A 13,614-nucleotide genomic window follows, 5' to 3' on the forward strand; every position below is an offset into this window, starting at 1 on the left:
TTTGCCTGAGTTGCAAGTGCTTTTGTCTCAAAGGGACTCTTCTTGAAAAACAAAGTGAAATAAATTATCCTTGATACAAAAACAGGCCTTTCTTTTCAGAAAGGCCTGTCGATGCAGTTGGCGGGACTTGAACCCGCACGAGCGCAATGCTCACTAGATCCTTAGTCTAGCGCGTATGCCAATTCCGCCACAACTGCGTGCCGTCAGTTTAACTGACGCGAATATTATGATAGCATTGCGGCACCAAAAAGTCAATGGTTTTTAGGTGAAAAAATTGCTCAAATTTTTTTACAATTTTTTTTATCCAATTGTGTTGACATATGAGAAAATTTGGGTTATACTACACTAGCGTTCGGAAATAAAAGCCAGCATTTGAGGCGATGAGGACCAGACAAAACTAAATATGCAGTTGTGGCGGAATTGGCATACGCGCATGATTCAGGTTCATGTGAGCATTACGCTCGTGAGGGTTCAAGTCCCTCCAACTGCACGATTCTTACAGTCATTTCATAAGAAATGGCTGTTTTTATTTTTCTCTTTTTCGCTTTATGAGATAATAACGCGCTTTTTATAAGCGCATAGACGTTGTATAAAAGCGCACTTCTAGGCACAGAGTAATGCTATATCGTATACTTGTGCTGAGTAGAGGTGATTACATGGGAGAAAAACATCCGACTGATTATTATGTACAATTTGAAAACGTTGATTATTATCTGGACCTTGGCAACCATATTTCCTATTACCGGAAAAAGGCCAAGCTCACTCAGGAGCAGCTTGCAAAAAGAGTGGGAATATCCCGTTCTTATCTGAGCCATATCGAAGCTCCCAACGCTTTTCAGAAATGCTCTCTCGACACCGTCTTTAAAATCTGCCATGCTTTGAAGATCGAACCGGTCCAGTTGTTTCTGCCGCTTCCGTGACCATGTCTAAGAACATTACTACCTGCATCGCCAGCGAACCGAAATCGTGACGGCCCGGAACTTCTGCTGGTGTCAGTCTGGATTCTGGTTGGAGCTAACGAAAAATGATTCCAAAAAGTATTTTGTATCATACCTTGCCGCACGAAGTGCGCCTGCCCAGAGGGCATGAATTAAGGGGTGCCCTTGGGTACAAAACAACAAAGGACTACTGCGGCCCTCCGGCCTTTCAGTAGTCCTTTTTATGTATCCATGTATCCGCGTCAGCACGATTTAAGACGCACCATGACCTGGCAGCTGCTGTAATCGGGAAGAGTTATGGTGGCCGACTTATCCGTACAGTCCCTGGAAAGCCTGCCGTTCACCTGGCTGGCCAGCCTCCTGAAAGCCTTCCTTCCCTCTTCTGCTTCCACGACCACGGTGGTAATATATGCTGCTATATCGTTTCTCTCTTCTCTCGGAAGCTTTCCTTTCTTCGCCTGGATGGCTTCCACCTCAAACCCGTATTTCATCAATTCATTCGCCCTTTCAGAAAACCGGACACCCTTTTCCGGTTACGGGTTCTATTCTAAATGCAATTCCGTCAAATTGCAACCCTAAACTTACCTTTTTCCGATGTCTTCCAAGTTTCTCAGGGTTGCCACTTATTTCTTCTCCGCCAGAACAGCGTACAGCTTTTCATATTCTTCCCAGTGGATACAGGACGGGATACTTCCGTCCTTAAGCCTGTGATACAGCTCTTTGGCATCCATCCAGCGCACCTCTGCCACCTCTTCTTTCTGAAGGCAGAATGAGGAAATACCGGCATCCTTCTCTGCTAAAAACACATAGTGGAACTCCCGGTCTATATGGCTGATTCCCTGATATTCCCAGCTGCTTTCCGACTTGAGACAAAACAAAAACTGCAGCTCTCCAGATTCCAGGGATATCCCCATTTCTTCCTTTGTCTCCCGGATTGCCGTCTCCAGATAACCGTCTCCTGCGGAAACGTGTCCCGCCGCCGCCACATCCCAAAGTCCCGGATAGCTGTCCTTTTCCTCACTGCGCCTCTGAAGGAGCACCTGTACCCGTTCTCCGCCGTCTCCTTCCGGCAGCCGGCGCACGATCCATACGCGGGAAGCTCCATGCCAATCGCCGTCCCTGTGCACCAGCTGCCTTGCTTTCTTCTCTCCTGTGGGCTTTCCATCCTCTGTCAGTACATCAAAATATTCCATTTGTCTTTCCTTCCTTACTGTTCACCCTCCAGAAAAACCTCTCCCAGCTTTTCGCCGCTCTCCAGGGAATACGCCGACACAGAAGGGCCTGCGTTGGCGAGATACAAGGTATTCGCGATATAGAGCCCCCGCGTATCATAATACCGATACCCCTGGTCCTCTCCGCAAAGCTCAATGGAAAATCTCTCTGTGAAACCGCTCCCCGCTTCATAAGAATATACGACGTATCGGGAAATCTCTGTCCATCCCCCGTCTTTCCTCTCCACACTTTCAGTCACACAGAAACCCAGCAGATTTTTGGAAACGTCTATGAGGGCCGCCTTATGGTTATTCAGCACGGCCGTTCCGTCCGCATCCTCCAGGACCGTCTTATCCAGCTCTTTCACATCGTAAGGATCGCCGATGTCGAACATGGACAGCTTAATCCCTTCAAAAGCTCCGGTCCTGGGATTTACCTCTCTGCCGATGCCCAAAAGCTTATCGCTTTCATAAAAATGCAGGTAGCTGGAAAAACCGGTGATCTTAAGCTCTCCCATGATCTTCGGATTCTCCGGATCCGATAAATCCACACTGAACAAAGGATCCATCTGGCGGAAGGTAACAAAGTATCCGGTATCTCCCATGAATCGGGCCGAATAAATCTGTTCGCCGGGAGCAAGATTGTGTATGCTTCCCACAATATCCAGGTTTTCATCCATCACATACAGAGAATTTGTTTCGCCTCCGTTCTGATAATCGTCTACTGTGGCGACCAGCCTCAGATGACCCTGATACTGGTCCAAGGAGAACTGATCGTTCAGCCGCCCCAGGAACCGCTTGTTCGCCGAGACTTCCATCTGGCCGTCTTTATAGGAGAGCTTTAATATCTCCGTCTGGCTTTTGCTGCTGCCGCTGCTCCACAGCTGCTCGGCCACATATATGGCATCACCGCTCACATACATGGTATCCCCGCTGAAGTAAACCGCCTCCGTATCACAGAATCGGTCCGGGGCCGTTATATCCAGAGAAGCCGCCACCAAAGAACAGCTTGCCGCCACATTCTCCGGATAGTGGATATGGTCATATGCCACAGGCTCATTGTCAACATAGGGAATATAAGTCCTGTCATTTTTTTTCGATCCGACCGCCGCATATTTTTCAGTGAACACATAAATATAGCTGCCATTTTTTCTGCTGGAATGATAAGAGCCGTCCTGAGACAGCATTCCTGCCAATTTCGGATTTCCTCTGTCTGTTATATCATAAACTGCCGTCACTGTATAGTTTTCTCCGGCCTCATTATAACAGTCCATGAGTACTGCCATCGTATCGCCGTCCACATAGATCTCCAGAACAGAATCATAATCTCTGTAGACCCCGTCTGTGACAGGGCCCGTCCTGGACACTTCCATCATCTCTCCGCCGTTCGCCTCGATGATATGCACGGTACCTACAGCGTCTTCCCCTGTATACACCACATAAAGGTATTTTCCGTCTGTCTTAACAATATCACTTTCGTCCACACCCTCCACCTGAATGTTCGTTTCCGAATGCTCTGCTTCCGCAGGCGTCGCTTCGTCCTCTGTCTTCACACCGTTTTCAGAAGCTGCCGCCGTCTCCGGCATCGCTCCGTCGGCCGCTTCTCCGGCATACGTTTCCGTCTGGTTTTCCTGCTGTTTTTTCAGATATTCATAGATTTCCCCATAGGAAGACGCTGTCTTATAGCCGCCTTTCAGGCTCACTCCCTCCGCCGGTTCCTCGCCTGCCTGGAAACCGGAGCGCCCTTTCGTCCGGGTGTCCGGAACCGAAGCGTTATCCCTGCCGATCTGCCGGAACAGCCAAAAGCTTCCTCCTAAAATCAAAAAGAGAAGCACTGCCGCAGCCGCTTTATATCCGGTAATCATACGCTTCGGTTTCCGCCCCTCCCACTTAAGCTTTTCTGTCACCTTGTCCGGGGATAAGCGCTCCGGAGGTTCAACCATATCCGTCGTTTTTTTTGCCTCTTCTATCCATTTCTGATCCATGGGGTCCTTCTCCCATCTTTCATTCATACGATTCATCTCCTTCACATAACGGATTTTATATTCCGTAGGAACCGGACAGATGTGTCCTCATCCGGGCCAGAGCCCGGCTCTGTCTGGATCTCACAGTACCCGGCTTTTTCCTCAGCATCTCCGCGATCTCCTGGCTGTTATAGCCTCCGAAAAAAGACAGTCCCACGATCAGCCTGTCTTCCTCGGTAAGCTGCTGAAACGCATCCCGCAGATCAAGTATATCTTCCTGGCCCGCGCCGGATGATCCGGCATCATGTCCCCCTTGCATCTCCTCTGCTTCTGCCACCGCATCAAATTCCCTGAATACCGGCCGTTCCGCATAGTGCTTTAGCACTCTTTTGGATTTATTGGCCAGAATACGGAATATCCAGCCCCGAAAGGCTTCGTCATGGCGAAGCCCCCGAATTCCCTCAAAGGCCGCCGCCACCGTATCCCCGACTACGTCCTCCGCATCGTGAGGCTCTTTCAGCATAAACAGTGCAAACCGATACAAATCCTTGTAAACTTCCTCATACAGCCGCCCGAAGGCATCCACATTTCCTTTTTTCGCCATTTTTATAAGGCGCAGCTCTTCCGATCGTTCCATACTCCACCGCCCTTCGGACATCTCAAAGGCGCCTGGCATCCCTGCCGGCCTGTTGAAATGCTCATATTTTTACGCTGCAACGTATCCGCGGTCATCGCGTTCTTCCATTAATACAGTGTCAAAAAAAGCATCGACTGTTGCAAGATACTATTATTTTTCTTTCTTCTATTGTAACATAGATGCCCTGGGAATGGGCGCATCCTAAAATTAACCTCCCGTTAATTTATTTTACTTTTCTTTAACTTCTGCTCAGTGGTATGTGGAATGGTAATCTGATATGATAAAGACAGATGAAGGGCCTTCATAAATTTGAAAAGGAAAGGAAGTTCATAATGCCGATACAGAACATCATAAAAGAAAGACGGAAAGCCCTCGGGCTTACCCAGGAACAGGTTGCAGAATATCTGGGAGTCTCAACTCCGGCTGTCAATAAATGGGAAAACGGCGCCACCAATCCGGATTTCGCCCTGCTCCCCCCTCTGGCGCGCCTGCTTCAGACGGATTTAAATACCCTGCTGTGTTTCCATGAGGAGGTGACCGACCAGGAAATCGCAAATTTCAGCAATGAAGTGATGAAGATCATCAAACAGGAAGGCTTCGATCAGGGGCTTTCAAAGGTCCGAAAAATAATAGAAGAATATCCAAACAGCACAAAACTCATTCACAATATGGTGCTGCTGCTGGAGGGGGCCATGATCATGACCGGCATGATCCCTGAAGAAAAGGAAAAATATGATGAGCCCATCAACGCTCTGTATGAGCGGGCCGCTCAGAGCAATGACGAGAGAATCAGCAGCGGGGCAAGGTTCATGCTCGCCTCCAAATACATCGCGAAGGAAAATTTTGAAAAAGCACAGGAAATGCTTGATCTGCTCCCGGAACCGAATGTTTTGGATAAAAGACAGCTTCAGGCGTCTCTTTTGGAAAAAGAAGGAAAAACAGAAGAGGCAGAAAAAATCCATGAACGGCTGTTATACTGGAAGGTAAACGAAATCTGGAATCTCCTGCTGACCCTGTCCGAGCTGGAACAAAAGGCTGGAAGTCATCTGAACGCGGCCAGATTTGCCGATATCTGCAGTCAATGCGCGGAGCTGTTCGAATTCCCGGATTATCACAAGATTATCCCTCTGTTTCTGACCGCCGCATCCGAAAAAGAGGAAAAGAAGAGTATTTCTCTTATAAAATCCCTGCTCGACTCCGCAGAGAAAACCTGGAAATTTTCAGATACCTATTTATACCGGCACTTGTCCGGAAAAGAACAGGCCCCCGATTACAATTCCCTGATCCTGACCCCGCTTTTAAAGCTCCTGGAGACGGATTCCAGATGTGAATTCCTCGGAAAAAATGAAGAGTACCGCGCTCTGCTCTCGCGGTACCAGTCAAAGATCAGCGCAGCTAAGCGTACGCGTTCTCCAAAATCCTGAGGACGTCGTCTTTATCCGCTTTCTTGGGATTGACGATCATGGCTCCGTCGTTTAACGCTGCCTTCGCCACCGCCTCCAGGTCCTTTCTGTCCACCCCGGCTTCTTTGAGAGTCAGAGGCAGGCCGCAAAGCCTGTGAAGCCTTCCTTCAAGGGCGCGCACTCTCTGCACCATGGCCGTCCCCCGTTCCTTCGCGTCTGTCTCCGCGTAGGCCTCCGGACCGCACAGGTATAAAAGCAGCTCTCCATAAGCTCCTGACAGCTTATCCATGTTGTACTCCATACAATGGGGCAGCAGGATTGTCATGGCGTCTGCATGCGGCACATGGCAGACACTTCCCAGCGCATGGCCGGCCGCGTGTACCACTCCCACCATAGAGTTGGAAAATGCGGCTCCGGCCATGGCGGCGGCGTTGGCCATACCCAGCCTCGCTTCTCTATCTCTTCCGTTTCTGACTGCCCGCTCCAGATATTCTCCGACCATGCGGATCGCCGCGGTCCCATATGCGTCGCTTAACGGATTTTTCTGCAGACAGGTACAGGCCTCTATGGCGTGACAAAGAGTATCCAGACCGGTGGACGCCGTCGTCCTGGCCGGAAGTGTTTCTGTCATCCGCACATCTAGGACCGTTACGTCCGGCTGCAGATAATAAGAGATAAACTCCATCTTCATTCCATCCGCCGCATTCTTTATCACTGCCACCAAGGTAGATTCTGATCCGGTGCCCGACGTGGTCGGCACGGCAACAAAGGGAACATGTCTTCCTCTTCCCATAATCTCACATCCGAGAAGTTCCATGATATCTTCAACCCGCTGCGACAAGAGCATGCGGACTCCTTTCGCCGTATCCAGCACCGACCCGCCTCCTACCGCCACAAGTCCGTCGCATCCGCAGCCTCTGTAGATTTCCGCGATCTGATTCACTATGGCAGACGATGAATCTGCCGGGATATCGTAAAACACCGCTCCAATGGATATCCCTTCCGCGCACAGCGCATCGCACACCACAGACAGCGTGCCGATCTCGTGGAGTACTCGGTCAGAAAGTACCATAGGGCGTCTGGAGCCCAGCATGACAAGCTCCGTCGGTATATTTTCCAAGGCCGACTTTCCCGAGAGCATCTTCGTGCTATGTTGAAATTCATAATAATCCGGTAACATATTATCTGCCTCCATCCTATTCGCTTATTCTCTCATTTTCCTGATCCAAGCCGAATCATCCTGCCGGCCATGGCCAGATAAGTACGGAAAATTCCCATATTCTTTTTTGGCACTTCCTTTAATATTCTCCTGGAAAGGAAGCGCGGAAATAGATAAGCCTCCGCCAAGTCCATACATCTGACTACGGACATCGCCCTCGCGATATCTCCCTTTAGCATAAAGCCATGGCGCGCATAAGAACCTGCAACGCCTATCTGCCCTGACATCACCGCAAACGCGGCATCCACACTTTTAAAGCGGATCATCAGATCCATATCCTCCGACGACGTCTCTGCGGCCGGAAGCCGGACAAGGCGTCTTTCCTCTTTCCTCATATAAAGGGCGGGAGCCTTTTCCCCCATTCCAATGCCAAAGGTAAACCCTTCTTCCCAGTCCCCGATCTCTGTCCGGACTTTCTCTTCCTTTTGATTCAGCATTTCCAGGCCATAAAATAAAAAATGGAGTATAACGGCAGAGATTCCCTTTTTCACCGCAAGACTCCTTTTTTTACGGGCCGACATCCGCCAGACGTCCGCCTTCCCTGTATCCAACGCTTCCAATACCAGCTGGCTCATAATTCCTCCTGAACGACCGCTGTCCCCCTTGGGACAGATTTATTTCATGATCACCAACCGCATTATAGCGCATCCTGATATATTTGGCAAGCAAAATATTTTGAATATAAAACTATTTGAATAACGCGCGAAACGACTGGATATCCCGCGGATAACTGTCTCCTCTCACGAGCCCCTTTTGCTCCAGTGTCTCAAACACCTCCAGAAAGGTCGGCTTCCTCAGATTCGCCCGGGCAAGGACCTCATCATTCTGGAAAATCTCAACCGGCTTTCCGTCGGCTATGATCCTTCCTCCTTCGAATACCAAAATCCGTTCTGCCCATCGGTAGGCGAAATCAATATCATGGGTGGAAATCAGAATCGTCCTGCCCTCCTGCTCCAGCTTTTTGAGGACTTCCTCCAGCATAGAAGCATTCATCGGATCTAAAGAAGCGGTCGGTTCATCAAAAATGATCACCTCCGGTTTCATGGCTATGATATCGGCGATGCTGACCCGTTTTTTTTCTCCCCCGCTCAGATAGTGGGGCGCCCGGTCCCGCATCCTGGTTATGTTCATATACGAAAGGGCTTCCCTCACCCGCTCTGTCACCTCTTCTTTCGCAAGCTTCAGGTTCATCGGGCCGAAGCTCACCTCCTGGAACACGGTAGAGGCGATAATCTGATTGTCCGCATCCTGAAATACGATGCCCACATTTTTCCGCAGATAATTCAAATCCTTTTTACTCTTTGTTATCACCCTGCCCCGATAGGAAACCGTTCCCTCATGGGGTGTCAAAACGCCGTTCAGATTCAGGAAAAACGTGGATTTTCCAGCCCCGTTGGAACCGATGACCGCTATCTTCTCTCCCTTTTCCATGGAAACGCTCACATCTTTAAGAGCCTCCTGATCAGTTCCGTATAAATAACTCAGATGTGATACCTCCAGTATCGTTTCTCCCATTCTATTTTCCGCCTTTCTCTCCGAATCGTTCCTCTACCCGTGTGTTTTCCTCTTTCCTATGCCTTTCCCGCCCTCAGCGGGTAAAATACCATACTCCTGCCAAAATGGCCGTAAAAAGTACCGCTCCGGCCGTCAGAGACGGTTTCAGAGGCTTCTCATCCTCCAGGAAGCGCAGATCTCCGTCATAGCATCTGGATTCCATCGCATCATAATAAGCGTTCGCCCTTTTCAGAGATATGATCAGCAGGTTGGAAAAAATCCTTCCGAAGGAATACCAGGATGTCTTCCTGTCACAATATCCCAGCCTGGACCTCGCCGCCACGCTCATCCGGCGCTGGGCATCCAGCAGGATAAAGATAAACCGGTATATCATATACATAAGCTCCACCAGTATTTTAGGCATATGGATCTTCCGGAAAAATCCGACGATCTCTCCCATGGGAGTGGTCAGCGTCATCATATAAAGGCAGCTGACGGCCGAAAAAGCTTTCAGCACAAGACCTGCCGTAGATATGAGGCTCGCCCTGGTCGCGGAAATATAAAAAAACCCCAGATGGAGACAATATTCCCCCTTAGGAGCCAAAGAAAAATCAAAAGCAATCGCAGCGCTGCTCAAGGCAATAAAGATAAACGGAAGTGTCATCAGGTTCAAATACCGACGTACGCCTAGTTTTCCCTTAAACATCACAAGCGCCGCCATGGTAAACAGCACAATGGCGGAAACTGCCATGGAATCCATGGCGATCACACATATCAAAAAAAATACGGACATCACAATCTTGAAGGAGGGATTCCACGGACGCATTTCCGACGAATAGGCATAGTAGTCTATGGAAAGATGCCCCTCCCCATGCTGATGTCCGAATATCCTTCCAGAATGGCCATTACGGCTTCCGCAGCCGTGTCTGTGCCCATGTTCCAATAAATCATCCTGCTCCTGAGGTTCCAAGTGTACTCCTCTCTTCCAGCCACTGCTTTGTAATCCCATGAAGGACCTGGTATGCCAGCTCCAGAGAATCCACGGAAATATATTCCTGATACCCATGAATCCCGGATATGCTGTTTCTCTCATCCAGAGGAAAAAAGCCCAGCACCGGAACCCCCGCTCTTCGGAAATGGCGGTTGTCACTGAAGCCGGGAGAAACGACCGGAAGAAGCTCCGCCTTTCTGCATCGGTCCAAATGAGGCTTGAGCAGGCTTCGGTATTCTTCCGGAAGGTGCGCCTCCACCAAACATTCCTCCGCCACATGCCTCCTGTTATTTTCTCCGTCGGACCTCCGGCCCTCCCGATAAGACAGGACAGCTACGTCCTGTCCGCAGCCGCTCCTTTCAGCCGGGATACCGTCCCGTTCTCCTACCTGCACGGTATAATACCAGACACCTCCTGCAAAGACCGGAAAACCTCCGCCTTCGCTCAAGACCAGCCTGGCATGGGAAAACAGCTTCGTATGATTCAAAAGCCACGGAAGGCCGCAGACTTCACAGTCTTCTTCTCCGCACACAGCAGCAAAGATCAATGTCCTTTCTCTGGCCTGTCTTGCCACTTCCGCCATGATTCCCGCGTTTACCGCCGTCATCCCCTTGTCGTCCAAGGCACCCCTTCCGTAAATCCTGCCCTCTGACAGAACCCCTCGGCCGGGAGGAAATTTCCAGCGGGACAGATCCAAATAGTTTTCTGTGTCCAGATGGGAATAAAGGACGAGAGCGTCCGGGCTTCTCCCTGGAATCACCGCCACAATACTCGCCCGGAACGGCTCCGGCTCGTAAATTCTATTTGCTATGCCCATTTTATCAAAATATGCCTGCAACTGCAAGGCACATTGACGCTCATTTTTCCGTCCTCTGGTGGTATCGCAGTCTATCAGGGCTTTCAAAAGCCCGATGATCTTTGGAACTGCCCTCTTTTTTCCATCCATACTCTGCCCCGCCTCCTTTTCCGGGTCTCCAGGTCAGGAGCCTGGAAGAATTCAAGACGACAAAGATTGAAGAAGCGTTGTGGATCAGGGCGGCCGCCACTGGATTCAAAAACCCCATGCCGGAAAGAGTGATTCCTGCAATGTTGACGATAAAAGCAAAAACAATGATATTTTCCAAAATGATCCGGTAGGCGCGGCGGCAGAGCGCCACACCGGCCGGCAGAAGCTCCAGGCGGTCTGACATCAGCGCCATATCAGAAGCTTCCACCGCCACATCAGTGCCTGCCGCCCCCATGGCCACTCCCAAATCCGCCGCCGCAAGGGCCGGCGCGTCATTGATGCCGTCTCCGATCATCATCACCCGTTCGCCCTCTTCTTGAAGCCGCTTCAGAAATTCCAGTTTCTCTTGGGGCAAAAGTCCGGCATGGAATTCTTCGATCCCCGCTTTCCGGCAAATGGATTCTGCTGTTCTTTCATTGTCCCCAGTGAGCATCACAATCCGTCTGCACCCGGTATTTTTCAATTCCCTGACCGTGTCCCGGCTGCTTTCCCGCAGCGCGTCTGACACCGAGATGCCGCCGAGGACCTGGCCGTTTTCGGAAATTATCATCGCCGTCTGACCGGCCTCCTCCTTTCTTTCCAGATAGGACAGCGCCTTTTCGTCAAAGATTCCTGCTTCCAGGAGTCCTGCTCCATTGCACACCAGAAAAGTCCGGTCTTTCCGGCACGTCTTCACGCCCCGGCCGAACAATACTTCAAATTCTCCCTGGGGAAGTTCCTCCGGCATCAGGTTCTCCGTTCTCAGATAATCCATGACAGCCCTGCCGACCGGATGCTGGGAGCTTTGCTCCGCAGCGGCCAGGACATACGCCGCCTCTTCCCGGGATATTCCGTCAAATACCGTAAAATCCGTGACCTTTGGTCTTCCCTCTGTCAGGGTCCCTGTCTTGTCCATACAGATGACCGTGACCTTTGCCATAGCCTCAACAGCGCTTCCCCCTTTAATGAGAATGCCCCGCTTTGCCGCATTTCCGACAGCCGCGATCACTGCCGTGGGAGTAGCCAGGACCAGCGCGCAGGGGCAGGCAATCACAAGTACCGACATCACCCGCATGATATCTCCCGTAATGATCCACACCAAGATGCAAATGAGCAATACGGCCGGCAGAAAAAAAGCAGCAAACGTATCTGCCGTCCTCTGAGCCCGTCCTTTGTTTTCCTGTGCGTCATGGACAATAGAAACAATCTTCCCCAGTACGGTATCGCTCCCAATCTTTTCTGTCCTGATCTCTATGGCTCCGTTTTCACTCAAGGAGCCCACAAACACCTTGTCACCGGCTGTCTTATCTGCAGGGACTGATTCTCCTGTAATGGAAGCCTCATTGACAGAAGCGCTGCCTGATGTGATGACCCCGTCGACAGGAATCCTTTCTCCCGGAATCACTCGTATCAGATCTCCCGGGCGCACTTCACATATGGAGACTTCCTTCCAGGCGCCCCCTTCCTGTTTCCGGCAGGTATGAGGAACCAGGCTCAGAAGTTCCCGGACTGAGCCTCTCGTTTTCTCCATGGTCAGATTTTCCAGAAATTCCCCAAAGATCATCATAAAAGCGACGATCGCACCGGAAAGATATTCTCCCACAAAGACACAGCCGATCAGTGCCAGAACCACCAGCATACCGGCGGTCACCTTCTTAAGCGCAATAGCCGCATCTATGGCTGATACAATCACATAGCCTCCGGCCGCCGCCAGCGGGACCAGAGAAAAAGGAACCGGCAGGCGCGGTTTAAAAACATAGTCCACAAGCACTGCCGCCACGATCAAGACCAATACGGCCGCCGGAAACAGCCATACGCGTTTCTGCAGTCTTTTTCCGTTCATCCTTCACACCTTCCTCCGGATTCATCTTCACGGCTCTTTTTTGCCAAATAGTTTTCCCAACATTCCCTTTGGCTTTTGCTCCTTCTTCTCACAGCATTGTCCGTCATGGGGACCATGGCGGAATTCATGATCGTGGGAATGCCCATGACCGACTCCGTATAGCTCATCCATGTCCTCTACTCCGTCTAAAATCCCATGTTTGCCTTCATGCATATCTGCTTCCTCCTTCATCCTCCCCATAGGGATACTCATAATGTGTGAATTCCCCCTTTTATTCACAGCATTTAACAATAGATTTCAAATCATCCCCCTATGGGGGATACAAAAATTGTAACATTCCTTCCCTGTACTGTCAAGTGCGGCGGGCCAGCGCATCCACCCGGTGGGTTTTTTATTTTTTACCTTTGAATATCTTTTAACCAAACTTCTCTCCATAACTAGATGAGACAGGAGGAAATCCGATTCCATTTCTGAGCGAACCGGAGACGAAAAATCATAAAGATTTCCTGCCGACATGTGAACGGTACTTCCGGAGCGAGGATAAAGCGGCCCCTGCATCGCCAGCGAACCGAAATCGTGACGGTCCGGAACTTCTGCCGGTGTCTAACTGGAGCTTAATCGGAGCTAACTGAAAATGATTCCAAAAAGTATATTGTATCATAGGACGCACTTTCCTAAGAAATAAAAAAAGCAGATAAGCATCTGCTTATCTGCAACAATCAGTCGGAATGACAGGATTCGAACCTGCGACCTCTCGGTCCCTAACCGAACGCTCTACCAAACTGAGCCACATTCCGATATTCAGATTTGGTTCTGTGTATATCCCAGAACCAAATCCTCGTATACTTTATCATATATTTTTCATTCTGGCAAGTGTTTTTTTCATTTTCCCTGCCAAATTTTAACTTGATTTTTCTGACAGCTTGTAC

The 13,614-nt window shown here is 50.1% G+C and carries 13 protein-coding genes and 3 tRNA genes; 3 read left to right on the plus strand and 13 right to left on the minus strand.

What is annotated here, in order from left to right; translation table 11 throughout:
* Positions 1-112 precede the first annotated feature (112 nt).
* Positions 113-197 (minus strand) — tRNA-Leu (locus H9Q78_RS02785).
* A gap of 208 nt (positions 198-405) precedes the next feature.
* Between H9Q78_RS02785 and H9Q78_RS02790 the strand changes: the two genes are divergently transcribed.
* Positions 406-490 (plus strand) — tRNA-Leu (locus tag H9Q78_RS02790).
* 166 nt (positions 491-656) lie between these two features.
* Positions 657-920, plus strand: a complete 264-nt coding sequence (locus H9Q78_RS02795; protein WP_249303481.1) for a helix-turn-helix transcriptional regulator — start codon at positions 657-659, stop codon at positions 918-920.
* Positions 921-1,180: 260 nt separating this feature from the next.
* Here the strand turns inward: H9Q78_RS02795 and H9Q78_RS02800 are convergent, their stop codons facing one another.
* From H9Q78_RS02800 to H9Q78_RS02815, 4 genes are all read right to left on the minus strand, one after another.
* The gene (locus H9Q78_RS02800; protein ID WP_147596662.1) at positions 1,181-1,429 is read right to left on the minus strand and encodes a hypothetical protein; all 249 of its coding nucleotides are present in this window, start codon (positions 1,427-1,429) and stop codon (positions 1,181-1,183) included.
* Between the two features lie 132 nt (positions 1,430-1,561).
* Positions 1,562-2,131 carry an NUDIX hydrolase gene (locus H9Q78_RS02805; protein WP_249303484.1) on the minus strand — a complete coding sequence of 190 codons (570 nt, stop codon included), beginning with the start codon at positions 2,129-2,131 and terminating at the stop codon, positions 1,562-1,564.
* Positions 2,132-2,145: 14 nt separating this feature from the next.
* Positions 2,146-4,161 (minus strand): beta-propeller domain-containing protein, encoded by a 2,016-nt coding sequence (locus tag H9Q78_RS02810; RefSeq protein ID WP_249303486.1) that lies wholly within the window; start codon positions 4,159-4,161, stop codon positions 2,146-2,148.
* 28 nt (positions 4,162-4,189) lie between these two features.
* Positions 4,190-4,750, minus strand: coding sequence for an RNA polymerase sigma factor (locus H9Q78_RS02815; protein ID WP_249303487.1), 561 nt, complete (start codon positions 4,748-4,750; stop codon positions 4,190-4,192).
* 332 nt (positions 4,751-5,082) lie between these two features.
* Here H9Q78_RS02815 and H9Q78_RS02820 point away from each other — a divergent pair, with 332 nt between their 5' ends.
* On the plus strand, positions 5,083-6,174 hold the full coding sequence (locus H9Q78_RS02820; protein WP_249303488.1) for a helix-turn-helix domain-containing protein: 1,092 nt from the start codon (positions 5,083-5,085) through the stop codon (positions 6,172-6,174).
* Here the strand turns inward: H9Q78_RS02820 and H9Q78_RS02825 are convergent.
* The 8 genes from H9Q78_RS02825 to H9Q78_RS02860 form a co-directional block, all read right to left on the minus strand.
* On the minus strand, positions 6,146-7,333 hold the full coding sequence (locus H9Q78_RS02825) for an iron-containing alcohol dehydrogenase (protein ID WP_249303489.1): 1,188 nt from the start codon (positions 7,331-7,333) through the stop codon (positions 6,146-6,148). The genes H9Q78_RS02820 and H9Q78_RS02825 overlap by 29 nt on opposite strands.
* A gap of 32 nt (positions 7,334-7,365) precedes the next feature.
* The gene (locus tag H9Q78_RS02830) at positions 7,366-7,947 is read right to left on the minus strand and encodes a hypothetical protein (protein ID WP_249303490.1); all 582 of its coding nucleotides are present in this window, start codon (positions 7,945-7,947) and stop codon (positions 7,366-7,368) included.
* 112 nt (positions 7,948-8,059) lie between these two features.
* Entirely contained in the window at positions 8,060-8,887 is an 828-nt protein-coding gene (locus H9Q78_RS02835; protein WP_249303491.1) for an energy-coupling factor ABC transporter ATP-binding protein, read from the minus strand.
* A gap of 73 nt (positions 8,888-8,960) precedes the next feature.
* Positions 8,961-9,836, minus strand: a complete 876-nt coding sequence (gene cbiQ / locus H9Q78_RS02840; protein WP_249303492.1) for a cobalt ECF transporter T component CbiQ — start codon at positions 9,834-9,836, stop codon at positions 8,961-8,963.
* Positions 9,814-10,803 carry a M20/M25/M40 family metallo-hydrolase gene (locus H9Q78_RS02845; protein ID WP_249303493.1) on the minus strand — a complete coding sequence of 330 codons (990 nt, stop codon included), beginning with the start codon at positions 10,801-10,803 and terminating at the stop codon, positions 9,814-9,816. Before H9Q78_RS02845 ends, cbiQ begins: the two co-directional genes overlap by 23 nt.
* Entirely contained in the window at positions 10,715-12,685 is a 1,971-nt protein-coding gene (locus H9Q78_RS02850; RefSeq protein WP_249303496.1) for a heavy metal translocating P-type ATPase, read from the minus strand. Before H9Q78_RS02850 ends, H9Q78_RS02845 begins: the two co-directional genes overlap by 89 nt.
* 27 nt (positions 12,686-12,712) lie before the next feature.
* Positions 12,713-12,898 (minus strand): hypothetical protein, encoded by a 186-nt coding sequence (locus tag H9Q78_RS02855; RefSeq protein ID WP_249303497.1) that lies wholly within the window; start codon positions 12,896-12,898, stop codon positions 12,713-12,715.
* Positions 12,899-13,408: 510 nt separating this feature from the next.
* Positions 13,409-13,482: transfer RNA gene (locus H9Q78_RS02860), tRNA-Pro, on the minus strand.
* Positions 13,483-13,614: the final 132 nt, after the last annotated feature.

This window comes from Qiania dongpingensis (assembly GCF_014337195.1).
GTDB classification, from domain to species: Bacteria; Bacillota; Clostridia; order Lachnospirales; family Lachnospiraceae; genus Lientehia; species Lientehia dongpingensis.

Excerpts from the sequence above, each read along its gene's own strand:
- H9Q78_RS02795 (WP_249303481.1), top strand. The coding sequence starts at position 657 with ATGGGAGAAAAACATCCGACTGATTATTATGTACAATTTGAAAACGTT.
- H9Q78_RS02800 (WP_147596662.1), bottom strand. The coding sequence starts at position 1,429 with ATGAAATACGGGTTTGAGGTGGAAGCCATCCAGGCGAAGAAAGGAAAG.
- H9Q78_RS02805 (WP_249303484.1), bottom strand. The coding sequence starts at position 2,131 with ATGGAATATTTTGATGTACTGACAGAGGATGGAAAGCCCACAGGAGAG.
- H9Q78_RS02810 (WP_249303486.1), bottom strand. The coding sequence starts at position 4,161 with ATGAATGAAAGATGGGAGAAGGACCCCATGGATCAGAAATGGATAGAA.
- H9Q78_RS02815 (WP_249303487.1), bottom strand. The coding sequence starts at position 4,750 with ATGGAACGATCGGAAGAGCTGCGCCTTATAAAAATGGCGAAAAAAGGA.
- H9Q78_RS02820 (WP_249303488.1), top strand. The coding sequence starts at position 5,083 with ATGCCGATACAGAACATCATAAAAGAAAGACGGAAAGCCCTCGGGCTT.
- H9Q78_RS02825 (WP_249303489.1), bottom strand. The coding sequence starts at position 7,333 with ATGTTACCGGATTATTATGAATTTCAACATAGCACGAAGATGCTCTCG.
- H9Q78_RS02830 (WP_249303490.1), bottom strand. The coding sequence starts at position 7,947 with ATGAGCCAGCTGGTATTGGAAGCGTTGGATACAGGGAAGGCGGACGTC.
- H9Q78_RS02835 (WP_249303491.1), bottom strand. The coding sequence starts at position 8,887 with ATGGGAGAAACGATACTGGAGGTATCACATCTGAGTTATTTATACGGA.
- H9Q78_RS02845 (WP_249303493.1), bottom strand. The coding sequence starts at position 10,803 with ATGGATGGAAAAAAGAGGGCAGTTCCAAAGATCATCGGGCTTTTGAAA.
- H9Q78_RS02850 (WP_249303496.1), bottom strand. The coding sequence starts at position 12,685 with ATGAACGGAAAAAGACTGCAGAAACGCGTATGGCTGTTTCCGGCGGCC.
- H9Q78_RS02855 (WP_249303497.1), bottom strand. The coding sequence starts at position 12,898 with ATGCATGAAGGCAAACATGGGATTTTAGACGGAGTAGAGGACATGGAT.